This window comes from Leclercia sp. GLN_9, assembly GCF_043105735.1.
GTDB lineage: Bacteria > Pseudomonadota > Gammaproteobacteria > Enterobacterales > Enterobacteriaceae > Enterobacter > Enterobacter adecarboxylatus.
In genome coordinates, this window is the sequence record NZ_JBICLV010000004.1 from 87,000 (window position 1) to 111,042 (window position 24,043).

Sequence of the window (24,043 nt, forward strand, 5' to 3'; positions counted from 1 at the left end):
CACTCCTTAGCGTCCGAGATAGACTTCAATCACCTGCTCGTTGGCCTGCACGTCGCGCAGCGAGCCCTCTGCCAGCACCCGGCCCTGATGCAGGACGGTGACGTGATCGGCGATGGTTTCGACAAAGCCCATATCATGCTCCACCACCATCAGCGAGTGTTTGCCCGCCAGGGTGCGAAACAGCTCGGCGGTGTACTCGGTTTCGGCGTCGGTCATTCCGGCGGCCGGTTCATCCAGCAGCAACAGATGCGGCTCCTGCACCAGCAGCATGCCGATCTCAAGAAACTGCTTCTGTCCGTGGGAGAGCAGGCCCGCCCGGCGATGACGCTCGGCACCGAGGCGGAGCAGGCTCAGCATCTCGTGGATCCTGTCTTCCTGCTCGCTGTTCAGCCGGGCGCGCAGGCTGGCCCACACGGATTTATCCCCTTTCATCGCCAGCTCAAGGTTTTCCCACACCGTCAGCGCTTCAAACACCGTCGGCTTCTGAAACTTGCGACCGATACCCTGACGGGCAATGGCGATCGGATCGAGGGTGGTGAGATCCGTTGACTGGTCGTACAGCGCTCGCCCGCTCTGGGGACGCGTTTTCCCGGTGATAACATCCATCAGCGTGGTTTTGCCCGCGCCGTTAGGGCCAATCACGCAGCGCAGCTCGCCGACGCCAATATCGAGCGACAGATCGGTAAGCGCTTTAAAACCGTCAAAGCTGACGTTGATGTTCTCCAGCTGCAACACCGGGTCGGTCCGATCGCGATAGCGATCCCCGGGCAACTGACGGGTAAAGAGTTGATCGCTCATTACTGATCTCCCTTGCGAAACAGACCCATTACGCCGCGGGGTAAAAACAGCGTGACGGCAATAAAGATCAGCCCAAGAAACAGCTGCCAGTACTCCGGCATCGCCACGGTGAACACGCTTTTTGCGCCGTTGACCAGGGCGGCGCCTATCACCGGGCCGATCAGCGTGCCGCGGCCACCCAGCGCCACCCAGATTGCTGCTTCGATGGAGTTGGTCGGCGACATCTCGCCGGGGTTGATGATCCCGACCTGCGGGACGTACAGCGCACCCGCCAGCCCGCACAACACCGCCGAGAGCGTCCAGACCAACAGCTTAAAACCGCGTGGATCGTAGCCGCAGAAGGTGAGCCGGTTTTCCGCGTCGCGCACTGCCGTCAGGATGCGGCCAAACTTACTTTTTGCCAGGGCGTATCCCACTGCCAGCGACGCCGCCAGCAACAGCACGGTGGCCAGAAACAGGGCTATGCGCGTGGAGGTGGCGGTGACCGAAAAGCCCAGCAGCGTGGTGAAGCCGGTAAAGCCGTTGTTGCCGCCGAAGCCGGTCTCATTGCGGAAGAACAGCAGCATCCCGGCAAAGGTCAGCGCCTGGGTCATGATCGAAAAGTAGACCCCTTTAATTTTTGAGCGGAAGGCAAACCAGCCGAACAGCAGCGCCAGCAGGCCGGGTACCAGCACAATCAGCACCAGCGCCCAGGCAAAATGCTGGGTGCCCCACCAGAACCAGGGCAATTCGCTCCAGGAGAGAAAGGACATAAAGGCCGGGAGGCCGTCGCCCGCAGCCTGGCGCATCAGGTACATCCCCATCGCGTAGCCGCCGAGGGCGAAAAACAGGCCGTGGCCCAGCGACAGCATGCCGGCGTAGCCCCATACCAGATCCAGCGCCACGGCAACGATGGCATAGCAGAGGATTTTGCCGACCAGCGTCAGCATCCAGGTGGAGACCGCCAACGGATGCGTCGCGGGCAGCAGCGCCAGAAACGGCAGCACCAGCAGTGCGGCGAGGATCAGGCCGAGCAGTATCGGTACGCTGCGTGGCGCTTTCCGCGCCAGGGTTAAGGTCAGTGGCTGGCTCATCAGTCGATTACCCTCCCTTTCAGTGCAAACAACCCCTGCGGACGCTTCTGAATAAACAGAATAATCGCCACCAGGATCACGATTTTGCCGAGAACGGCGCCCATCTGCGGTTCGAGGATCTTATTGAAAATCCCCAGCCCGAAGGCGGCCGCCACGCTGCCAGCCAGTTGCCCGACACCGCCGAGCACCACCACCAGGAAGGAGTCGATGATATAGCCCTGGCCCAGCTCCGGCCCGACGTTGCCCAGCTGCGACAGCGCCACCCCGCCCAGCCCGGCAATGCCGGATCCCAGCCCAAAGGCCAGCATATCGACGCGCCCGGTGGGCACACCGCAGCAGGCCGCCATGCTGCGGTTTTGCGTTACCGCCCGCACGTTCAGCCCCAGACGGGTTTTGTTGAGGATAAGCCAGGTGAAAAACAGCACCAGCAGCACAAAGCCCAGCACCACCAGCCGGTTCCACGGCAGGATCAGGCTGGCGTAGACCTGCACGCCGCCGGAGAGCCACGCCGGGTTCGCGACTTCGAGGTTTTGCGCGCCAAAAATCATGCGTACCAGCTGGATCAGCATCAGGCTGATCCCCCAGGTGGCGAGCAGGGTTTCCAGGGGACGACCGTACAGGTGGCGGATCACGGTGCGCTCCAGCGCCATCCCCACCGCAGCGGTGAGTCCGAACGCCACCGGCAGCGCCACCAGCGGATAGAAGGCGAGCCACTGCGGCGTAAACTGCGCCATCGCCTGCTGCACCATCCAGGTGGCGTAGGCGCCGAGCATCAGCATTTCTCCGTGCGCCATATTAATCACCCCCAGCAAACCGTAGGTGATCGCCAGCCCGAGGGCGGCCAGCAGCAGAATGGAGCCGAGGGACAGTCCCATAAATGCCTGACCGAGCAGATCGCTGATGGTCTGACGGTGCTGGATCTGACGCAGGCTTGCGGCGGCGGCCTCACGCACCCCAGCATCCGGCTCGGTCTGCGCCTGGGTATAAGGCAGCAGCCGGGCCTGCACTTCCGGGTCGCTCGATTCGCCCAGCAGCGTGACCGCCTGCTGGCGTACCGCTGGCTGGGTGCTGGTCAGTTGCAGGCTGGCAACGGCGAGGGCCAGTACCTGACGCACCGCCTCGTCGCGTTCGCTTGCGAGTTGACGCTGCAAAAAAGGGAGCATCTGCGGTTGTGGGTCGCGCTGGAGCTGCCGGGCAGCGGCCAGCCTTTCGGTGACACTGTCACCTGTCAGCTGATGAGTGGCGAGCGCCGTGGCGGCCAGTACCCGCAGGCGGTTGGTAAGCCGCACGGCTTTGGTGGCCCCTTGCGGTTGCGCGGCCTCACCGAGCGCAGTTAACTCGCCGCTTTCGCGGGTAAAGGCGTGTTTATTGGTATCGACAAAGACATTTTCCTGCTGCAATGCGCGCAGCAGCGCCAGCCGGGCTGGCTCGGGCGCGGCGGCCCACTGCTCCAGCATGGCTGCCTGCTGGCTGCGGCTGGCAGCGACAAAGTTATCGGCGTCCGTTGCCTGCGCCATCCCTGGCAGCAGTCCGGCAAGCCATACGAGAGCGAAGATCATGCGCATGACGTTCATGGCTTTACCTCTTTCGGATCAGGATCAGTTGCTGGCCGTTTTGATCGGAGTGTCGGGCTTTTTATCATTCCCGGCGATAAACGGACTCCACGGCTGGGCGCGCACTGGCGCTTCGGTCTGCCACACCACGTTGAACTGGCCGTTGCCTTCGATTTCGCCAATCATCACGGGCTTATGCAGGTGGTGGTTGGTGGCATCCATGGTCAGGGTAAAGCCCGATGGCGCTTTGAAGGACTGACCCGCCATCGCGGCGCGCACTTTATCCACGTCGGTCGTGCCGGCTTTTTCCACCGCCTGCGCCCACATGTGGATCCCCACGTAGGTGGCTTCCATCGGATCGTTGGTCACCACCGTTCCGGCGTTCGGCAGCTTCTGTTCTTTGGCCCAGTTTTTATAGGCTGCGACAAAGGCCTGGTTGGCCGGGTTATCCACCGATTCGAAGTAGTTCCACGCTGCCAGATTGCCCACCAGCGGTTTGGTATCAATGCCGCGCAGCTCCTCCTCCCCGACCGAGAAAGCAACGACCGGCACGTCGGTGGCTTTTACGCCCTGGTTAGCCAGTTCTTTATAGAACGGAACGTTGGAGTCGCCGTTGATGGTGGAGACCACCGCGGTTTTGCCTCCGGCAGAGAATTTCTTGATGCTGGCGACGATGGTCTGGTAATCGCTGTGGCCGAACGGGGTGTAGACCTCTTCGATGTCTTTATCCTGAACGCCTTTGGAATGCAGGAAAGCGCGCAGAATTTTGTTGGTGGTGCGCGGGTAAACGTAGTCTGTGCCCAGCAGGAAGAAGCGCTTCGCCGCCCCGCCATCTTCACTCATCAGGTATTCCACCGCCGGAATAGCCTGCTGGTTAGGTGCGGCGCCGGTGTAGAAGACGTTCGGCGACATCTCTTCGCCCTCGTACTGCACCGGGTAGAACAGCAGGCCGTTCAGCTCCTCGAATACCGGCAGGACCGATTTGCGGGAGACCGAGGTCCAGCAGCCGAAGACTGCCGCCACCTTATCCTGGCTTAACAGCTGACGGGCCTTCTCGGCAAACAGCGGCCAGTTAGAGGCGGGATCCACCACCACCGGCTCCAGTTTTTTGCCCAGCACGCCGCCTTTGGCGTTGATCTCGTCGATGGTCATCAGCGCCACGTCTTTCAGCGGCGTTTCAGAAATGGCCATCGTGCCGGAGAGCGAATGCATGATGCCAATCTTGATGGTGTCGGCTGCCTGCACGCTGAAACTCATCCCCATGGCCACCACAGAGGCCGATAAAGCAAACGCTTTTAACAAGGTACGACGATGCATGATTTTCACTCCTGAAAAGAAAGCTGTGCGAAATCGTCCGTTACGGCGTGGACGCAGAAAAAGCAATCAGGATTAGAGAGAGCAAAAAGGATGCCAGAACGCAAAATTAGTGAGATCAGGGGGCTGGAGAGGGTTTTAAAGGCAGGGACGGATCAGAATGGCACAGCGTTGCACTTTATTAATGCAACGCTGTGGATAAGCAATTACCAGACTTCGCTGGCGATTTGAGTAACCAGGCGAACCTTGTCCCACTGCTGGGCTTCGGTCAGGGCGTTGCCCTCTTCAGTAGAGGCAAAGCCGCACTGCGGGCTGAGGCAGATCTGGCTTTTCGCCACATATTTTGCCGCCTCTTCGAGACGCGCTTTCACCCCTTCCGGGTTCTCCAGCTCGCCGCTTTTGGTGGTGATCAGCCCCAACACCACCTGTTGTTTGCCCGGACGCACAAAGCGTAACGGGGCAAAGTCGCCGCTGCGATCGTTGTCGTACTCCAGGAAGAAGGCATCGACATTGACGGTGCCAAACAGGATTTCAGCTACCGGTTCGTATCCCCCTTCGGAGATCCAGGTCGAACGGAAGTTACCGCGACAGACATGCAGCCCGATGGTCAGATCCTCCGGCTTGCCTTCCAGCGCCTTGTTCAGCACCCGGGCATAGGTACGCGCCAGCTGGTCCGGGTCATCGCCACGCTCGCGGATCTGGCGACGCTGATCGTCGGAGCAGAGGTAGGCCCAGACGGTGTCGTCCAGCTGCAGGTTGCGACAGCCCGCCGCATAGAAAGCGTGAATGGCATCGCGCCATGTTTGCGCCAGGTCGTCAAAATAGACATCCAGATCCGGGTAGACGGTGGCGTCGATATCTTTGCGGCCGCCACGGAAATGCAGCACGCTCGGGCTGGGGATGGTCATCTTTGGCTGGGCGTTGCCACTGACGCTCTGCAGATAGCGGAAGTCCTCCAGCATCGGATGGCTGCCGAACCCCAGCTTGCCGGTAACGCGCACACCGTGGGCTTTGGTCTGCACGCCGTTGAACTGAATGCCCTGGTTCGAGTCGTAACGCTCCACGCCCTGCAGGCCGTCGAAGAAATCAAAATGCCACCAGGCACGACGGAACTCGCCATCGGTAACCACCTGCAGGCCGCAGGCGCACTGCTGCTCTACCACATGGCGAATCGCTTCATCTTCTACCGCTCGCAGCTGCTGCGCGTCGATCTCACCGCTGGCGAATTTTACTCGCGCCTCTTTGATGGCGTCGGGACGTAAGAAACTGCCTACCACATCGGCACGGTTCGGGGCGTGTTGTCGCTGCATGCTTATCTCCTTTAACTGCCGCTAGGTAATTGCCGACAGTGATAATTCATTATTTGAACATTTAGACTTCTGGATGGCTATATGTCCAAAAGATGTCACAGCAACCGCCTTCCGGCAAACGAGAAAAATTCATGGGTGTTGAAAAAAATTCATGTTGGTCAGCATGGCAAAAAAAAACCGCCAGAGACTGGCGGTAAATGCTTGCATGGATAGATTTGTATTTTGAAATCTACGGACCCGGCATTCCATACCGGGCTGCGGATCCTGACCAGGTTAGCATGCGCAAGATAAATGAAGGTTAAACGGTGTTTGTGCTGTTTGAAGATGAGCGATAGCGCGCAACAAGCCAGACGGCAGTACAGGCCACAACCGGCACCAGCCAGTCGAGCAGGCTCGCCATATTCCACACCTGCCAGTCAAATCCGCCCCACCACGGCATGTTGGCGCGCTTACCCTGGCCGAACAGCGCGATCCAGCGGTATTCAGCCTGCGTCTGTTCCCGGGCGATAAACCACAGCGAACCCAGCGCACCGCCGATGCCCCATCTGCCCCATCGCAGGCCGCAGAGGCACTGGATCGTCATTGCAGCTAACGCATGCAGTAAAGGGGAAAAATCCATTATCGTGTCCTGTCCATTAATGTCTCTTGTCCGGCAGTGGTCTGGATGTTGAAAGAGCAATCTTCATTTATTCCCTGACTGAGCGGGATCGTTGGCGCTCGTTTTATTCCAGCTGATCGCCATACCTTCGCAGGCAGGTGAAACATATTGAAAGCCGAACTTTTCATAGAGTGCAGGAACATCCGCCACCAGAGAGATATAGGTGCCGTCCCAGGCATTTTTGCTCAGCCAGCCCATGATGTGTTCCATGATGGCTCTGCCTAAGCCCTTGCCCTGAAAATTCGGATCGACCGCGATATCCACAACCTCAAAATTCAGTGCGCCATCGCCAACCACTCTTCCCATTCCTACGGGTATCCCCTTGTGAAGGATATGCACCGCGTAGCAGCTCGCGGGGAGTCCTTTTCTTGCGGCGTCCAGATTTCGGGGTGAAAGTCCGGCGATGGCACGCAAACGGCAAAAATCTTCAGCTGAAGGAGGGGTTTCGATAAATGTAAAATCTTCCGACATCCGGGGCGCTCTAAAAATTCAAAAAGGTAACTTTTAAATAACATTTTAGAATGCTATCTACAATATGCTTTTTTGGTGAGTCAGATGATCACAGAATGATAAGCCCGGATTTTGACGAACAACTACCGGGTATTTTGTTGGTTATAGTTTGCTTATTATACCGCCCCGCTACTGGTCTAATATGTCGCGTTCTTCAATCGTGTCATCATTTTTATGAATCATACAAACAATAAGGTCATTTATGAAAAAGTTAATTATGGTAGCGCTGATTGCGGGTGCGGTTTCCGGCTGTGCGCAGCAATCCTTTTCGGTAAACAAAGGGACTGCGTTCGAGCCACAGAAAGTCACGACACACCATTTCTTTGTTAGCGGAATTGGTCAGTCAAAACAGATCGATGCAGCGCAGGTGTGCGGTAGCGCAGACAAAGTCGTTCGCACTGAGGTACAGCAGACTTTTGTGAATGGCCTGTTGGGCGTTCTTACTTTTGGTATTTATACGCCGCGTGAAGCGCGCGTTTATTGCGCCAAATAAAGACGCAGTCAGCAGGATTTAATCCTGCTGACATTCTTACCCTGTCTGAATATTCTTCATTACGCTTATCCTTATGCTGGCAAAATAATCACCGTCACTCCTTCTGAACTTTCCCTGGGTGTCTGGGAAGAGAAAATCGATATCTCGACCGATTCTGTTTCCAGCCTGAAAAAACTCCTACGTCTAACCCGCGATCACCGGCATCGGTTCAATCACCGATTGTGAACAAGCGCAATTATCCTTCAAATATTGATACCCTCCGGACTCATTGTGACGCCAGGGCCAGCATGCGGTGTGCTATAAAGAGAGACTCCCGGTAAAACCGGGCCACGAGATGTTGAATACATTACGATGGAGAAATTAAATAATGCGCGGGATACGAAACCTCAGTCTGGTCTGTTGTATGGGGTTAACCGGTTGTGTAGTCGCCGATATGGACTCAACAAATTACACCTCCTTCCCCTATATTCAGACGTTCCAGAAACCAGAGACCATGGGACACACCAATGTTCAGAAACGCCGAAACGATCTCTACGAGTGTGGCGTTAATAAAAAATTGTCGCTTAATTCATGGGATGAAAAATTTCGTCGTAACGCCCTGCAACCTGGCGAGACAATAGACCAGCTCATTACCAGAACGAATAAAGTAGAGGACTGTATGAAGTCAAAAGGATACGTCCTGCTGGATTTCGGAGAATGCGGACCACTCAAGAAGCCAAGCGGATTGTGTAATTGACGCCGCGTCATTTTCAGCTCTGACGCAGAGTAAAAAGGCCACCCAATGGCAGCCTAAGAACACTATTGTGATGGCATTGTAGTGCCGGGTGCCTCCCGGTGACTCTGTGCCAGACCACAGAACCGCGTTCAAAAAACCCGACTGCTTTTGCCTGGCCGCCCCACCGCTTAGGGGGATTCACCACCCAGGCACTCTACGTGGGCCGGATTCTAAAAGATACATTTAATTTACCCTTTTATTAATAATATAAAATTCCGCCGTCATTCGTTCTGATCACGCCCTGCTGAGCGGTCAGACCTTACTGATCGCCATACCGCAACCACGGTATCGCAACTAACCCGCGCACATTACGTATATGGGGAAATCTGAATTAACATGGGGTAATTATTTGGAAGATGAATATTCTCTTCAGGTTATTGCACAGGATATTAATGAAAAACATCCGTTACGTGAAAAGTCTATGATTGCTGGAGTGGCAACGATGTCAAAGCCTCTCCCTTTGATCATGTCGTTGCCAGCAAATTACTTATCGATAAGGATTCATCTTATCTGTGGTTTCAATATTGAAGCAGCATCAGCATCCAGCTTTCAAACCGCTAAACATAAATAGGTGTGGCTCCGTTAAATCAGCCCTTCGGTATCCAACGACGTTCTGTAGCCCCTTCATCGTAGTGAACACCGGCTGGAAGGGATATTAATTCAATTAATACGCCAAACGGCGTCATGCCAAACCACGTCTGGTTACCTTCACCCTCTTCCTGGGCGAAACAATCTGACGGCCCATCAAACATCTTTGCTCCGTGTAAACGCATGTCGGCAGCGGTCTTATGGATATCATCTGTATAAAGCGAGAAATGATTAATTCCCGGCTGGCCAGGACTGGCGGGTTGGTCCTGAACAGCGGGAGAGGTCTGAAAGAGTTCAACGTTGCAGCCGTTAGCCAGACGTAACATGGCTAATCCTGTGAGGTTCATTTCCGCGGGGAAACCATTCAGAGGGGACATTTTATCGCCTGTGATGGTCTGATCCGGATTGTCAGATGCCACCAAACGATAAAGGACTGAGGCACCCAGCGCCTGACAGAAAAATGCTTCAGCTTGACCAAGATCGGTAACCGTAATGCCAATGTGTTCTATACCGCGAATCATTAAAATCCTCCATTCGATGCTATTCATGAGATTGATATCTCAGATGTTTAAGCATGGCAGAAATGTCGTATTTGTCACAAAAAGCGGGATACACGTATTTTACAGACGAAGCAATATCATCTGATAAGTGCCACAAATGGACGTGAGTGCTGCGAAATAACGCCTTCAGGTTTAATGCATAGAAGGCGTTTTATTGCCTGTTAAGCCGATTCCGTCGGAAATCCTTTCTGCCTGGCCGCCCAGATAACGGCCAGCGCCAGGAGGAGCAACATGACAATTGCAGGTGAAAATGCGCTGACGCTTAACGATCCCAGCAGTAAGCCACCGAAAAATCCGCCACCGGCAATCGCCAGATTCCATGCCGTGACCAGCATTGACTGTGCCACGTCAGCAGCGTCGCCAGCGGTCCTGGCAATGGCGGTCTGGAATAACGTTGCTGCGCCACCAAAGGAAAGCCCCCAGACAGCGACTGCCGTGTAGACAGCAGCGGGGATATCACCCATGACCCACAGTACCAGCGCTGACAGAGCGAACAGTGCCGTGCTGATGAGCGCCAACGTACGCAAACATCTGTCAACGAATACGCTGATAACCCAAATGCCCAGCAACGAAGCAACGCCAAACACCAGAAGTATCAGGTCTGTTCGTTCGGCCATCCCTGCGGATGCCAGAAATGGCGCGATATAGGTGTATAAGATGTTATGCGCCATCACAAAAGTCAGCACGACAAACAACACCGGGCGGACACCAGCAAGCGTGAACACCTGTCCCAGCGGCAGGCGCTTACCCGCTGCCAGCCCCGGGAAGTCAGGCACCAGGAAGCGCACCCATACCATCAGCGTTATAGCCATCACACTGATAATACCGAAACACATGCGCCATCCGACCAGGCCACCGAGGAACGTTCCGGCGGGTACACCAAGCGACAGAGCTAGCGGCGTACCGACCATCGCAATGGCAATAGCCCGTCCTTTCTGCTCAACCGGCACCATGCGCGCTGCATAGCCCGCCAGTAGCGCCCACACAAGCCCCGCTGAAACCCCCGCCATAAACCGCGCAATCATCGTCATGACATAGTTAAGGGAGAACGCAGTGACGGTGTTAGTCACAACAAACCCGGCCAGGGCCAACAGTAATAACGGGCGTCGGCGCACGCCCTGTGTCGCTGTGATCAGGGGAATGGCAGCAACCAGCGATCCGACAGCGTAAAGCGTGACGAACTGCCCCGCCATTGCGCCTGAAATATTCATGCCAGCGCTAATCTGCGGCAGCAATCCTGCCGGCAGAGTCTCCGTCAAAATGGTAATAAAACCCGCCAGCGCCAGCGCCAGAAGTGAAGCGACCGGTAGAGGGGCGCTCTGCGTAATTTGGCCGGGTGCGGCGGTAATATTCGTCATAAATATGCCTTATCAGATGTGAGAAGCAGATGCGTGTGCCTGAAAACGGCACGCATTTATTGGTTCCGGTCATGGTGAAGGCGTTACCTGAGCAAGACAATAATGCTAATGTTCATGACATATCGGACAAATATTCTTAAATGGTAAGCAATGGAATCCCTTAACGGCATCGCCTTTTTCGTGCAGGCAGCGGAAGCCCGCAGTTTTTCCGGGGCCGGGCGCAGCCTTGGTGTATCTTCATCAGCAGTAGGCAAAAGCATATCCCGGCTGGAAGAACGTCTGGGCGTTCGCCTTTTTCATCGCAGCACGCGCAGCATCACCTTGACCGCTGAAGGGACGCTGTTTCTTGAGCGTTGCCGCCGGATCCTGAGTGAAGTTGAAGCCGCCGAGCTGGAGCTGTCTGAAACTCAACAGATGCCCAGCGGGCGTCTGCGCATCAGCCTGCCTCTCGTTGGCCCGCTGGTGATGCCAGCGCTAACCGCCTTTATGCTTCGTTATCCTGCGGTTGAGCTGGATGTTGATTTTTCAGATCGCATGGTGGATGTGATAGAAGAAGGTTTTGATGTGGTGATGCGCACCGGCGAACCTACGGATTCACGCCTCATGTCCCGTCCGCTGGGCAGCTACCGGCTGCAGCTGGTCGCCTCCCCGGACTATCTTAAACGCCATGGAGTGCCAGAGCTTCCTGCAGAGCTATCCCATCATGCCTGCCTGCATCACCGATTTCCGAGCACCGGCAGGCTGGAGCCCTGGCCTCTGACGTGTGGACCTGACGCTGAGGAGCTGAAACTCCCCACAACGATGGTATGTAACACCTCGGCAGCCTTGTTGGATGTCGCGACGGCAGGTCTGGGTATTGCGTGCCTGCCTGACTTCATGGTGCGTCAGGCCGTGGCTACAGGCAAACTGTTACGCGTACTGGATAAATATATTGATCATCAGGGCACGTTCAGGCTGCTCTGGCCATCCAGTAAATACCTTTCGCCTAAAATACGTGTGTTCATAGACTTTATGGTCGGTACCCTCTTTGCGGAGATGGAGTCTTAAAAAGAGAGATAAGGGCGTTCCAGCCAGGGGGTCGGCTTCGCAGTGATGACCAATTTCACCGCAATAAAGAATTTTGAGCACAAAAAACCGGGCATTGCGCCCGGTTTTGCTTCCAGCCTGAAAAAGCCCTACGCAGTTAACCCGCGATTCACCAGCATCGGCTCGATCTGCGGATCGTGTCCGCGCCATGCCCGATAAAGTTCAGCTAAATCAGAGCTATTCCCGCGGGACAAAATCGCCTCGCGGAATTTCTGCCCGTTTTCGCGGCTCAAACCGCCCTGCTCCACAAACCACTGATAGCCGTCGTCGGCCAGCATTTGCGTCCAGAGATAGGCGTAATAACCTGCCGCATAGCCGCCGCCGAAGATATGAGCAAAGTAGGAGCTGCGATAGCGCGGCGGTACGGCGGGGAGATGCAATTGCTCACGCTCCAGCGCGGCGACTTCAAATGCCTCCACATCGTCTGGCGCTTCGCTGGCACTTAACCCATGCCAGTTCATATCCAGCAGCGCGGCGCTGAGCAGTTCGGTCATGTCATAGCCTTTATTGAACTGAGTGGCACTGAGCATTTTCTCGCGCAACGCGTCGGGCATCGGCTCCCCGGTTTCATAGTGGCGCGCATAGTGAGCGAAGACCTGCGGATGGCTGGCCCAGTGCTCGTTGATTTGCGACGGGAACTCCACAAAATCGCGCGGTGTGTTGGTGCCAGAGAGCGTAGCGTAACGCTGGCTGGCAAACAGCCCGTGCAGGGTGTGACCAAACTCGTGGAACAGAGTGATCACATCATCCCAGGAGATCAGAGCAGGTTGACCTTCCGCCGGTTTTTGATAGTTACAGACGTTATAAATCACCGGACGCGTCCCGAATTCATGGGACTGTTCGACAAAGTTACCCATCCACGCCCCGCCGCCTTTTGAGTCGCGGGCGAAGAAGTCACCGTAAAACAGCGCCATCCCTTCGCCGTTCTGGTCAAAGATCTCCCAGACCCGCACGTCAGGATGATAAACCGGGATGTCATTGCGCTCTGCAAAGGTAATGCCGAACAGTTGGGTCGCCGCCCAGAATACGCCGTCGGTCAGCACCCGGTTAAGGGCAAAATAGGGTTTAACCTGTGATTCATCCAGGGCGTACTTCGCCAGCCGCACACGTTCAGCGTAAAATAGCCAGTCCCAGGCCTGCACGTCAAAGCGGCCCTGCTCGTCATCAATCACCTTCTGGATATCGGCCTGTTCCAGCAGTGCACGACCCCGTGCGGCCGGGACGATACCGCGCATAAACGCCAGCGCAGCATCAGGGGTTTTTGCCATCTGATCGGCAATTTTCCAGCTGGCATAGCTGTCGAAGCCCAACAGCTCAGCCTGACGCGCCCGCAGCGCAACCAGACGACGAACCAGCTCGCGCGTGTCGTTGGCATCGTTTTTTTGCGTACGCAGCCAGCCTGCTTTGAACAGATTTTCCCGGGTCTGGCGGTCTCGCAGCTGTTGCAGGGCCGGTTGCTGAGTAGTGTTGAGCAGCGGGATCAACCAGCGATCGCTCAACCCCTTATCCGCCGCCGCCCTGGCAGCCGCATCCAGTTCGGCCTTGCTCAGGCCATCAAGCTGATGAGGATAGTCCACCACCAGCCCACCCGCTTTATCGGCGGCCAGCAGACGCTGGTTAAACTGGCTGGTGAGCGTCGCCGACTCGGTATTGATCGCCTTCAGGGCCTGTTTTTCCCCCTCTCCCAGCCGGGCTCCGGCGAGGATAAAGCGCTGGTACAGCTCCTCGATCAGGCGAAGAGACTCCGCGTCTGGCGCCATCGTCTGCCGCGCCTGGTAAACTGCATCCACCCGGGCAAAGAGGGCGTCATTCAGCCAGATATCATTGGACAGCGCCGCCAGCTCGGTGGCGATCGCCTCTTCCAGCTGCTGCAAATAATCATTGGTATGCGCCGAGGTCATGGCAAAGAAAACATTGCTCACCCGGCCCAGCAGGCCGCCGCTGTGCTCCAGCGCCAGCACGGTATTGTTAAAGTCAGGTGCTGCTGCGGACCCGGCGATGGCTGCGATCTCGTCGCGTTTCTGGCGAATGGCTTCGTCAAAGGCCGGGCGATAGTGACTGTCGTCAATCAGATCAAAATGCGGCGCCTGGTACGGTAGCAGGCTATTTGCGAAAAAGGGGTTAGTGCCAGACATATCAGACTCCTGAATATGATGAATCTCACCAGAGTAGGCCAGCCCGGCAGTCGCTGCAATCGTTGTCACCCGACGGAGCAAAAAGTGGCCTTACTCTGCGCCAGATCACATGCTATGGTAGTACTACACAAAAAGCGTTGAGGAACAGTGACATGATAATTTTAGTTACCGGGGCGACAGCAGGTTTTGGTGAAAGCATCACGCGTCGCTTCGTCGCCAACGGCCATAAGGTGATTGCCACCGGCCGCCGTCAGGAGCGTCTGCAGGAGCTGAAAGAGGAACTTGGCGACAGCATTCTGACCGCGCAGCTGGACGTGCGTAACCGCGCCTCCATTGAAGAGATGATCGCTAACCTGCCAGCGGAATGGCGCGACATCGACGTGCTGGTCAACAATGCCGGGCTGGCGCTGGGGCTGGAGCCTGCGCACAAAGCCAGCGTTGAAGACTGGGAAACGATGATCGACACCAACAACAAAGGCTTGGTCTATATGACCCGCGCTGTGCTGCCAGGTATGGTCGAGCGCAACCGCGGCCATGTGATCAACATCGGCTCCACTGCAGGTAGCTGGCCTTACGCAGGCGGCAATGTCTATGGCGCGACCAAAGCGTTTGTGCGTCAGTTCAGCCTGAACCTGCGCACCGATCTGCACGGCACCGCTATCCGCGTAACGGATATCGAGCCAGGTCTGGTTGGCGGGACCGAGTTCTCCAACGTGCGCTTCAAAGGCGATGATGACAAAGCCGGTAAAACCTACGAAAACACCACTGCCCTGACGCCGGATGATGTCACCGAAGCTGTCTGGTGGGTGGCGACCCTGCCGAAGCACGTCAACATTAACACCGTTGAAATGATGCCGGTCAGCCAGAGCTTTGCCGGTCTGAGCGTCCATCGCGGATGATTTTTCCAGACCTGGTCTGCGGGCCAGGTCTGGGATGCCCGACAAAAGAATGGTAGTATTTATCGGTTAATTTTCTGAGAAATCACAACCAATGGCCGCTGAATCGCAACTTAATCCTACCCAACCTGTTAATCAGCAGATTTACCGAATTTTGCGCAGCGACATTGTGCATTGTTTGATCCCGCCGGGAACGCCGCTCTCTGAAAAAGAGGTGTCGGTCCGCTTTGATGTCTCCCGCCAGCCGGTTCGCGAAGCCTTTATTAAGCTGGCTGAAAACGGCCTGATTCAGATCCGCCCTCAGCGCGGCAGTTACGTCAATAAAATCTCCCTTACTCAGGTGCGTAATGGCTGTTTTGTGCGTCAGGCTATTGAGTGCGCAGTGGTGCGGCGGGCGGCGAGTCTTATCGACGATCATCAGTGCTACCTGATTGAGCAAAACCTGCATCAGCAGCGCATCGCCATTGAACGTAAACAGCTGAATGATTTTTTCCAGCTGGATGACGAGTTTCACCAGAAGCTGGCGCAAATTGCCGACTGCCAGTTGGCCTGGGATACCATCGAAAATATCAAGGCCACCATAGACCGGGTGCGCTATATGAGCCTTAACCACGTCTCGCCACCTGAAATGTTGCTGCGTCAGCATCATGATATTTTCAGCGCGCTGGAAAAACGCGACGCTGATGGGGTGGAAAAAGCGATGACCCTGCATCTGCAGGAGATTGGCGAGTCGGTGCAGTTAATTCGTCAGGAAAACAGCGACTGGTTCAGCGAAGAGTAATGATTGCGCATCCCGACCCGGGTCGGGATGCAGCGCGTTATTATCGTACGACAAGAACCGGTAATTTGGCGTAGCGTAATACCGATTCTGCATTTGAACCCAGCAGATGGGTCGTAATCCCCGGTTTTTTTGAGCCGATGACGATGACGTCATATTCCCCTTCGGCACTCATCGCTATTATTTCATCGCGAACGCTACCGAAGCGCACTTCTGTATGAATATGTGCCGGGTCAATATCAAATAAGCGTTTTAAATCCCTGAGCTTTTTCTCTGACTCCGCGGCCATATAGGTTTCAAACTTTTTAATATCAGCAGAAAAACCGCGCAGCATGGCCCTACTGTTGACGGGCAGAACGTTGAGCAGCGTGATGCTGGCGTTATCCGCACGGGCAAGGAAACTGGCATGCCGTACCGCTTTATCGCTTAACTCCATTTCAAAGACATCAACTGGCATTAATATTTTCTTATACATACGCCCTTCTCCTTAATAACGATAAATTCTTTTCCTGAGGACTTAAGGATGACAGGGCAATATCAAACCAACCTTAAACGATTTCAGTATGTAACTATCAATATACGTAAAGAACTGTCCGGCTGCGCTTATTCACAGTCCCGATAAAAAAGTGTGATATTGATCGAAAACAAAAACAGCAGCAGCCAACAGGCGTATTAATAGCCCCCCGTGAGCGGCAGGAAATTACATGTCGCTTCGGTTTGTTAGAAAGGAGAAATTATTATGATGACTTACGACCGTAACCGTAATGCTATTACCACCGGCAGCCGCGTAATGATTAGCAGCACTGGCAACACAGGCAAAATCAGCGCCATTCACGGCGAAGGGCTGAGTGCCGCACAATTACGTCGCAGTAAAACGGTAGAAGTAGAAGGCTATGAAGGCCGCTTCGAACCAGTTGAACTGATCCGTCTGGGGATGCACTAATTCGTGCAGCGTCATGCCGCCGCGAACGGCGGCATGGAATGGCGTCAGATTGCCGCAGCGTATTGTGCGACCGTGGCTTTCGCCCCTTTCTCCAGCAGAGTGAGATACGCGCTCATCACCGCGTCGATAAAGACCCCGTCCAGCGGTAACTCATTACCAAAGATCGCTTCAATGCCCAGCAGCGCGTTGACCCGGCTCTCACCTTCGGCACTGCTCTTTACCGCTTCCTGAATCGCTGACAGCAGCGGATCGCAGACGTCAATGGCTGTTCCCTGTTCATCGACGCCCCCTACATAGCGCATCCAACCCGCAATACCCAGCGCCAGTAACGGGAAGCTGCGCTGATGCGCACGATGCCAGCGCACAGAGTCCAGCATACGCTGCGGTAACTTCTGACTGCCGTCCATAGCAATCTGCCAGGTACGGTGGCGCAATGCCGGGTTGCTGTAACGCGCAATCAGCAGGTCTGCATAACGTGCTAAATCGACACCTTTTACTTTTAACGTCGGTGCCTGCTCGTTCAGCATCAGGGCATGTGCAGCAGCACGGTAATGGCTGTCTTCCATGCAGTCATTGATGTGCTGATAACCCGCCAGATACCCAAGATAGGCCAGGAACGAGTGGCTGCCATTAAGCATGCGCAGCTTCATCTCTTCGAAAGGCACCACATCGGCCACCAGCTCCGCGCCGGCTTTTTCCCACTGCGGTCGCCCGGCCACGAAATTATCTTCGATTACCCACTGACGGAACGGCTCACAGGCCACCCCTGCCGGGTCGCGTACGCCGGTAATTTGTTCAATTTTCGTCAGAGTATCGGCCGTGACGGCAGGCACAATGCGATCCACCATGGTGGACGGGAAGGTCACGTTCGCGTCGATCCAGTCAGCCAGTTCGCTGTCCACCGCGCGGGCATAGGCACAGGTGACATTGCGCATCACATGGCCGTTCTCTGGCATGTTATCGCAGGACATTACCGTAAAGGCAGGCAGACCCGCCGCTTTGCGTCGCGCCAGCGCTTCTACGACCACGCCGACGGCGGAAACCGGGGTATGCGGTTGTTGCAGATCGGCAGCGATTAACGGGTGATCAAGCATTAACTCCCCGGTGGCGGGCGAGTGACAGTAGCCTTTCTCGGTGATGGTTAACGAGACGATCGCCACCTGCGGTTCACACATAGCAGCCAGTACCGCTTCCAGCCCATCCACCTGGGCGTGCAGCGCTTTTTTGACCACACCCACCACTCGCGCCGTCCAGGCATCGGCTGACATTTCTGCCACGGTGTAAAGATTATCCTGCGCCTTGAGATCCGCGATCTGCTGCTCACCGCCAATCAGGTTGACCTCGCAGTATCCCCAGTCGCTGTCGTGCTCTGCTGCCAGCATATCGGCATACACCGCCTGATGGGCGCGATGAAAGGCACCAAAACCCAGATGCACGATGCGCGACTTGAGTTTATCGCGATTGTAGTGAGGCAGCGTGGCTTGCGCATGTAATAACGGATTTTTCATGTTAGCACTCGTCAATGTGATTAAGCAGGCGTTGCGGGCGGGTGTTAACCCCTGGCCCGACGCACTAACCCAACTAGAATGGTAGATGGAATAAAAAATTCTCTGTGGTTAACCATACTGATTGTTGTCAGCGGGATATTGATTTACGTTAACTTTTCACCATCTGGTGTGACATAAATTGAAAGTTGTGTGACAGCTTTCGATGTAAATCACAATGCGGTAAACCACGCAGAGAGGGATAAAAAAAGACTCCCCTGCATCGGCAGGAGAGTCATCAGATATCAGGAGATAACGCGATGTTTATTGTTCATACCCAGCGCAGCAGCTTTGTCTTCTGCGGCATCGCCCAGGATGCTCAGGTCACGGTCACGCACTTCCGGCATCAGCAGGGCTGAGATCAGGCCGATAACGGAGTAGACCACCACCATCACCGCAATTGGCCACCAGGAACCGGTCATGTTGCAGAAGATCCCCGCCAGCACCGGACCAAAACCAACCGCCACCAGACCGCCCGCCTCTTTCGATATCGCCATGCGGGTGAAGCGGTTACGGGAGCCGAATATTTCGGCCATGGTGATATTTTCCAGCGCAAACAAGCCCAGTACCGCAAAGTTATGGATCACGATAATGGACGTCATGATCACCCCCGGTGTATTCGATTTATCGACAATGAGCGACAGCATCGGATAGGCCAGAATAATGGCGGAAATGTTCAGCAAAATATAAGGCAGACGACGGCCATATTTATCAGACAACCAGCCCAGCAACGGAATGGTAATAAAGCCAAGGATGGAGCTGATCATCAGGGCATCCGTCGGGATGGCTTTGTTGAACAGCAGCGTCTGTACGAGATAGCCCGCAAGGAACGTCTGGATCAGACCGGAGTTACCCGCCTGGCCAAAACGCAAGCCTGTCGCCAGCCAGAACGATTTGCTCTTCACCATCGCTCCCAGGGTATTTTCCTGCGCGGCTGCCTGCGCAGGGGCTTCTTCGGCATTGACCTGCTCAAACACCGGACTCTCTTTAAGATTCATCCGCAGCCAGATGGCAAAGATCATCACCACCACACTGGCCAGGAACGGCACACGCCATCCCCAGGCCAGCAGCTCTTCACGGTCGAGAGCAAAGAACATCACCGCCCAGATCGCCGTGGCGCTGAGGGTCCCGCAGTTGGTGCCCATGGCGACAAGCGAAGAGATAATGCCGCGTTTCCCTTTCGGGGCATATTCCGCCAGCATAGTGCCCGCGCCGGAGATTTCGGCACCCGCGCCCAGCCCCTGGATAATACGCAGCGTCACCAGCAGCACCGGCGCGAAGATTCCAATTTGCGCATAGGTCGGCAGTACACCGATCAGGGTGGTACAGATCCCCATCATGGTGATGGTGATAAACAGCACCTTTTTACGCCCCACGCGATCGCCCATTTTGCCGAAGATAAATGCCCCGACGATACGGGCAATATAGCCCGCACCGTAGGTCCCCATCGCCAGAATCAGCGCCATCGCCGCCGACTGTTCCGGGAAGAAGATCTCGTGAAAGACTAAGGCTGCGCCCAGCGAGTAAAGCTGGAAGTCCATGAATTCTAACGCGGTGCCCAGCCACCCGGATACCGCGGCTTTGATCAGGTCAGATGTGGATCTTTCATGTTGTACTTGAGTCATAATGGCTATCTCAACAGGGTAAGATGCGTACCGCTAAACCGCATTCATAGTAATTAGAACGTCAGCAACACCTTGCAGCACTGCCGCTGGTCTTTCTCAAACAGTTCGATGGCGTCTTTAACATGTTGATACTCAAAGGCGTGAGTAATCAGCTTGTCGGGGTCGATAAGCCCCTTCGTCAGCCAGTCGATTACCACCGGGAACTTATTGGCGTTAAGACGGGACGAGAAAATTGAAATTTCTTTGCCGGTAATCCCCTGCTGCACGATCTGGCTCGGCTCGCTGGAGAAGCCCATCAGCACAATACGCGCCGCAGGCGAAGCCAGCGTGACCGCTTCCTGCAGAATGGACGGATGGCAGGCCGCGTCGATAATCAGCGTCGGCTTAATGCCCTTCTCTTCCAGTAATGCTGGCAGGGACTGGCTGCCGTTGTTGATGACCCAGTCGGCTCCGCTGCGCTCGGCCATTGCCAGGCGCTCGTCGATGCGATCGACCACAATCACCTGTTTCACCCTATAAACGCCTTTCAGCGCCTGAACGGTGACCAGCCCCATCGGACCCGCGCCATAAATCAGCGCCACGTCCTGTTCCGTTGGGCTGGCGTGGCCGGTGACGTTAGCTGCAATGGTGAATGGCTCCACCATCACCGCATGCTTATCACTGATAGCATCCGGGATAACCCAGGCATTTTTAGCCGGTACCACGGCGTACTCACTGAAGCCGCTGTCGCGATGGACGCCCAGCACCACCAGCGAGGTACAGACGTTCGGTTTGCCGACCGAGCACGGGTAGCAGTGGCCACAGCTGATCACCGGATCCACCGAGACGCGCTGCCCCAGGCGAGCGGTATCGACGCCGTCGCCGACGGCATCAATCACGCCGAAGAACTCGTGGCCGATCACCCGCGGATATTTGGCGAAGGGGTTATGGCCGCGATAGATATGACTGTCGGAACCGCAAATCCCCGCCAGCTTCACTTTGACGCGCACCTCGCCAGCCGCGGGGGTCGGTAACGGGCGATCTTCGATCACCAGCGTATTGGGTTGTTGAATGACGATACTTTTCATTTTCGGCTCCTTTACCAGTTCCACAGCGTGCCATCTTCAAGACGTGCAACCGGCAGGTAGGCTGGATCGTAGGGATATTTCGCTGCCAGTTTTTCGTCAAAGTCGATACCCAGCCCTGGCTTCTCGCCCGGGTGCATATAGCCGTCTTCAAACGTCCAGTTATGGTGGAAGACTTCCAGCATCTGCTCGGAATAGCCCATGTACTCCTGCACGCCAAAGTTTGGTACCCACAGGTCAAAATGCAGTGCCGCCGCGTGGCAAATCGGCGACAGATCCGATGGGCCGTGCGAACCGGTGCGTACCTGATAGAGCGAGGCAAAATCGGCAATCCGGCGCATCCCGGTGATGCCACCCGCGTGGGTGATGGTGGCGCGGATATAGTCGATTAACTGCTCTTCGATGAGCTGCTTACAATCCCAGATGCTGTTGAACACTTCGCCCACCGCGATCGGCGTAACGGTATGCTGGCGGATCAGGCGGAAGCACTCCTGGTTCTCTGCCGGGGTCGGATCTTCCATCCAGAACATGCGGTACTGCTCGATGCTCTTGCCGAAGCGCGCGGCTTCTATGGGCGTCAGACGGTGGTGCATGTCGTGCAGCAGGTGTTCATTGAAACCATATTTGCTGCGCACGGCGTCAAACAGTTTCGGAGTAAAATCGAGGTACTTTTCGGTTGACCACAGCTGTTCTTCCGGCCAGTTGCCTTTGGTGGCGGGTTCATACGCCAGCCCTTTCCCTTTAGACATGCCGTAAGTGGTTTTCATTCCCGGCACACCGCACTGAACGCGGATGGCTTTGAATCCCATCTCTTTATGGCGAGCGTAATCTTCCAGCACATCGTCAATCGTGTGGCCGGTGGTATGGCAGTAAACCATTACCCCTTCACGGGAGGCACCGCCCAGCAGTTGGTACAGCGGCATATTGGCGGCTTTGGCTTTGATGTCCCACAGCGCCATATCGATAGCAGAGATCGCCGACATGGTGACCGGGCCACGACGCCAGTACGCGCCTTTATAGAAGAACTGCCAGATATCTTCGATGCGGTGGGCATCACGGCCAATCAACTGCGGGCAGAGATGATCTTTCAGGTATGAGGCCACGGACAGTTCGCGGCCATTTAAAGTGGCATCCCCCAGGCCAACGATCCCTTCGTCGGTAGTGATTTTCAGCGTGACAAAGTTGCGCCCTGGGCAGGTGACAAAGACTTCAGCCCCTACAATCTTCATATTTCGGTTCCTTACATCTTTCGTTGTGATGAAGGAAATTTACGCAACAACCCTACTACCATACAAGTATGAAGATCAAAAAACCCTCGCTGGATCACACAATGAGGCGCTTACGCGCGCCCCCAGCCTGCCACGATAATCAACATGCCGCACAAGGCGATCACTGCACCGGCCCAGTCGTACGGGCTTAACTTCACGCCATCCACCACCCGTAACCACAGCAGCGCCGTACAGACGTATACGCCGCCGTAAGCAGCATAGACGCGCCCGCTGGCTGCAGGATGCAAGGTTAGCAACCAGACGAAGAGCGCCAGGGCGATGCCCGCAGGAATGAGCAGCAGGATTGATGCGCCTTTCTTTAGCCACAGCCAGGGCAGGAAGCAGCCGATAATTTCGCACAGCGCGGTGGCAAAAAAGAGCAGCGTTGTTTTAAACATATTTAGCGTTGTCTGAGGAGTGATGCGTTATCATACCTGAATGTGAAAGGATCCTTTCCACATGCCTGATGTGGGTTTGCCCTTAACATGGACTGTTATAGAATCTGCGGTGGGGATTCAAATTTCCACCATCCATAAGGAAATTGCTATGCGTAAATTGAGCACACGTCTCTGTCTGGTTGCCGTGCTGGCTACGGTCTTCGTCGCGCCAGTATCCGCCAACACCAGCAAACTGATTATTGAATCCGGCGACAGCGCTCAGAGCCGTCAGAATGCCGCCATGGATAAAGAGCAATGGAACGACACCCGTAGCCTGCGCCATAAGGTGAATACCCGCGCAGAGAAAGAGTGGGATAAAGAGGATGTGGCCTTTGATGCGCGGGATAAATGCCAGCAGAGCGCCAACGTCAACGCCTACTGGGAGCCGAACACCCTGCGCTGCCTGGATCGCCGCACTGGCCGGACAATGACTCCCTGATCTCTGCCCGACCGTACCGCGCAGCCTGCTGCGCGGTGCTTAGTAGTATTCGATACTGTTTTTGATGGTGTACTTGCGCGAAACCGCAGGCTTTACGGTCGCATCCACAATCACCAACTCGCACTCCTCCGGGTTGTTATGCCGGTCGTACTGGCAGGTCTGCTTCACATTGCCCAGCGGTTTATCGTTCAGCAGGCTCACGGCGGTATAGTCCATTCTTTTACGCTTGTCGGCAGACGGTGTTGCCGTAATCGACAGATGCTGCTCCCCGGCCACGGTGGTTTTACCCAGCGGATAACCGTCGGTGTCGTAGCGATAACGGACTTCCATATTTTTGCCGTGGGCGCTGACGATAAACCCGTTGTCATCGGTATCCCATGAAATGCCCGACGCAGGCATCTCTGCCAGCTGGCATTTACCCTGCAACCGCAGCTTTTTCTGCTGGGTCTGGGCATCGAGATAGTAGTTAGCATCCAGCACCAGGGCGATGCCGGAGTTCGACTCCAGATCCTGCATTTCCAGGCTATCAAAACAGCCCTCTGCCGATAGCGTGCCGCTGACGCGCTTCGCCACTTCCCCTTTGTCATTGAAAAGTGTCTGGCTGAAGTCCTTCACCGGCCCGCGAAGCGGATCAAAATCGAACTCATTAGAGAAGCTGGCCATCTCTGGCGTAAACGACAGCGGCGCACTGGCGTTGTCACACCCCGCCAACAGACCTGCCAGAAGAAGCATAAGCGCGTGTTTATTCACATGACCTACCAATAGATGAAGATAATTCCCGGTCATATTAGCAAATACAACCATTTACATTAACCCTGCTACTATTATAGTCACACCC

24 protein-coding genes are annotated in these 24,043 nt (G+C 55.5%); 7 read left to right on the forward strand and 17 right to left on the reverse strand.

Annotated features, from left to right (window positions below; all coding sequences use genetic code 11):
* Positions 1-6: 6 nt before the first annotated feature.
* The 7 genes from urtD to ACF8PE_RS00485 form a co-directional block, all read right to left on the reverse strand.
* Positions 7-798 carry an urea ABC transporter ATP-binding protein UrtD gene (gene urtD / locus ACF8PE_RS00455; RefSeq protein ID WP_130588894.1) on the reverse strand — a complete coding sequence of 264 codons (792 nt, stop codon included), beginning with the start codon at positions 796-798 and terminating at the stop codon, positions 7-9.
* A complete protein-coding gene (gene urtC, locus ACF8PE_RS00460) occupies positions 798-1,871 on the reverse strand; it encodes an urea ABC transporter permease subunit UrtC (protein WP_077227521.1) in 1,074 nt (357 codons plus the stop codon). The genes urtD and urtC overlap by 1 nt, the downstream gene beginning before the upstream one ends.
* Positions 1,871-3,445 (reverse strand): urea ABC transporter permease subunit UrtB, encoded by a 1,575-nt coding sequence (urtB, locus tag ACF8PE_RS00465; protein WP_059307986.1) that lies wholly within the window; start codon positions 3,443-3,445, stop codon positions 1,871-1,873. Before urtB ends, urtC begins: the two co-directional genes overlap by 1 nt.
* A gap of 24 nt (positions 3,446-3,469) precedes the next feature.
* Entirely contained in the window at positions 3,470-4,741 is a 1,272-nt protein-coding gene (gene urtA / locus ACF8PE_RS00470) for an urea ABC transporter substrate-binding protein (protein WP_059307987.1), read from the reverse strand.
* 203 nt (positions 4,742-4,944) lie between these two features.
* The gene (locus ACF8PE_RS00475; RefSeq protein WP_032618033.1) at positions 4,945-6,048 is read right to left on the reverse strand and encodes a cobalamin-independent methionine synthase II family protein; all 1,104 of its coding nucleotides are present in this window, start codon (positions 6,046-6,048) and stop codon (positions 4,945-4,947) included.
* A gap of 298 nt (positions 6,049-6,346) precedes the next feature.
* Positions 6,347-6,667, reverse strand: a complete 321-nt coding sequence (locus tag ACF8PE_RS00480) for a hypothetical protein (protein ID WP_059307988.1) — start codon at positions 6,665-6,667, stop codon at positions 6,347-6,349.
* 63 nt (positions 6,668-6,730) lie between these two features.
* Complete coding sequence (locus ACF8PE_RS00485) at positions 6,731-7,177, reverse strand: GNAT family N-acetyltransferase (protein WP_117386562.1); 447 nt, start codon at positions 7,175-7,177, stop codon at positions 6,731-6,733.
* Positions 7,178-7,418: 241 nt separating this feature from the next.
* Between ACF8PE_RS00485 and ACF8PE_RS00490 the strand changes: the two genes are divergently transcribed.
* Positions 7,419-7,709 (forward strand): Bor family protein, encoded by a 291-nt coding sequence (locus tag ACF8PE_RS00490; RefSeq protein WP_032618031.1) that lies wholly within the window; start codon positions 7,419-7,421, stop codon positions 7,707-7,709.
* A 1,124-nt stretch (positions 7,710-8,833) separates the two neighbouring features.
* Positions 8,834-9,055, forward strand: coding sequence for a hypothetical protein (locus tag ACF8PE_RS00495; protein WP_150870814.1), 222 nt, complete (start codon positions 8,834-8,836; stop codon positions 9,053-9,055).
* 16 nt (positions 9,056-9,071) lie between these two features.
* On the opposite strand, the gene ACF8PE_RS00500 is transcribed toward ACF8PE_RS00495, so the two are convergent.
* Together ACF8PE_RS00500 and ACF8PE_RS00505 are read right to left on the reverse strand one after the other, a co-directional pair.
* A complete protein-coding gene (locus tag ACF8PE_RS00500; protein WP_224750719.1) occupies positions 9,072-9,620 on the reverse strand; it encodes a VOC family protein in 549 nt (182 codons plus the stop codon).
* Between the two features lie 173 nt (positions 9,621-9,793).
* On the reverse strand, positions 9,794-10,990 hold the full coding sequence (locus ACF8PE_RS00505; RefSeq protein WP_392494231.1) for an MFS transporter: 1,197 nt from the start codon (positions 10,988-10,990) through the stop codon (positions 9,794-9,796).
* A 150-nt stretch (positions 10,991-11,140) separates the two neighbouring features.
* Between ACF8PE_RS00505 and ACF8PE_RS00510 the strand changes: the two genes are divergently transcribed.
* Positions 11,141-12,037 (forward strand): LysR family transcriptional regulator, encoded by an 897-nt coding sequence (locus ACF8PE_RS00510; protein WP_103792423.1) that lies wholly within the window; start codon positions 11,141-11,143, stop codon positions 12,035-12,037.
* Positions 12,038-12,165: 128 nt separating this feature from the next.
* On the opposite strand, the gene dcp is transcribed toward ACF8PE_RS00510, so the two are convergent.
* Positions 12,166-14,211, reverse strand: coding sequence for a peptidyl-dipeptidase Dcp (gene dcp / locus ACF8PE_RS00515; RefSeq protein WP_392494232.1), 2,046 nt, complete (start codon positions 14,209-14,211; stop codon positions 12,166-12,168).
* 152 nt (positions 14,212-14,363) lie between these two features.
* On the opposite strand from dcp, the gene ydfG reads away from it, so the two are divergent.
* Entirely contained in the window at positions 14,364-15,110 is a 747-nt protein-coding gene (ydfG, locus tag ACF8PE_RS00520; RefSeq protein WP_032618025.1) for a bifunctional NADP-dependent 3-hydroxy acid dehydrogenase/3-hydroxypropionate dehydrogenase YdfG, read from the forward strand.
* 91 nt (positions 15,111-15,201) lie between these two features.
* Entirely contained in the window at positions 15,202-15,888 is a 687-nt protein-coding gene (locus ACF8PE_RS00525; protein WP_032618024.1) for a GntR family transcriptional regulator, read from the forward strand.
* Positions 15,889-15,928: 40 nt separating this feature from the next.
* Here ACF8PE_RS00525 and ACF8PE_RS00530 read toward each other — a convergent pair whose 3' ends face one another.
* Positions 15,929-16,360 (reverse strand): universal stress protein, encoded by a 432-nt coding sequence (locus ACF8PE_RS00530; RefSeq protein ID WP_032618023.1) that lies wholly within the window; start codon positions 16,358-16,360, stop codon positions 15,929-15,931.
* 264 nt (positions 16,361-16,624) lie between these two features.
* Here ACF8PE_RS00530 and ydfZ point away from each other — a divergent pair, with 264 nt between their 5' ends.
* Positions 16,625-16,828, forward strand: coding sequence for a putative selenium delivery protein YdfZ (gene ydfZ / locus ACF8PE_RS00535; RefSeq protein ID WP_032618022.1), 204 nt, complete (start codon positions 16,625-16,627; stop codon positions 16,826-16,828).
* A 44-nt stretch (positions 16,829-16,872) separates the two neighbouring features.
* Here ydfZ and ACF8PE_RS00540 read toward each other — a convergent pair whose 3' ends face one another.
* From ACF8PE_RS00540 to ACF8PE_RS00560, 5 genes are all read right to left on the reverse strand, one after another.
* Positions 16,873-18,336, reverse strand: a complete 1,464-nt coding sequence (locus ACF8PE_RS00540; protein ID WP_280713208.1) for a mannitol dehydrogenase family protein — start codon at positions 18,334-18,336, stop codon at positions 16,873-16,875.
* Between the two features lie 281 nt (positions 18,337-18,617).
* On the reverse strand, positions 18,618-19,997 hold the full coding sequence (locus ACF8PE_RS00545) for an MFS transporter (RefSeq protein WP_059307995.1): 1,380 nt from the start codon (positions 19,995-19,997) through the stop codon (positions 18,618-18,620).
* A gap of 53 nt (positions 19,998-20,050) precedes the next feature.
* Positions 20,051-21,064, reverse strand: coding sequence for a Zn-dependent oxidoreductase (locus tag ACF8PE_RS00550; RefSeq protein ID WP_392494236.1), 1,014 nt, complete (start codon positions 21,062-21,064; stop codon positions 20,051-20,053).
* 11 nt (positions 21,065-21,075) lie between these two features.
* The gene (gene manD, locus ACF8PE_RS00555; protein ID WP_032617959.1) at positions 21,076-22,290 is read right to left on the reverse strand and encodes a D-mannonate dehydratase ManD; all 1,215 of its coding nucleotides are present in this window, start codon (positions 22,288-22,290) and stop codon (positions 21,076-21,078) included.
* 110 nt (positions 22,291-22,400) lie between these two features.
* A complete protein-coding gene (locus ACF8PE_RS00560) occupies positions 22,401-22,727 on the reverse strand; it encodes a YnfA family protein (protein WP_144884486.1) in 327 nt (108 codons plus the stop codon).
* Between the two features lie 148 nt (positions 22,728-22,875).
* Between ACF8PE_RS00560 and ACF8PE_RS00565 the strand changes: the two genes are divergently transcribed.
* On the forward strand, positions 22,876-23,205 hold the full coding sequence (locus ACF8PE_RS00565; RefSeq protein WP_032617957.1) for a DUF1283 family protein: 330 nt from the start codon (positions 22,876-22,878) through the stop codon (positions 23,203-23,205).
* A gap of 39 nt (positions 23,206-23,244) precedes the next feature.
* On the opposite strand, the gene ACF8PE_RS00570 is transcribed toward ACF8PE_RS00565, so the two are convergent.
* On the reverse strand, positions 23,245-23,955 hold the full coding sequence (locus tag ACF8PE_RS00570; protein WP_081921635.1) for a YnfC family lipoprotein: 711 nt from the start codon (positions 23,953-23,955) through the stop codon (positions 23,245-23,247).
* Positions 23,956-24,043: the final 88 nt, after the last annotated feature.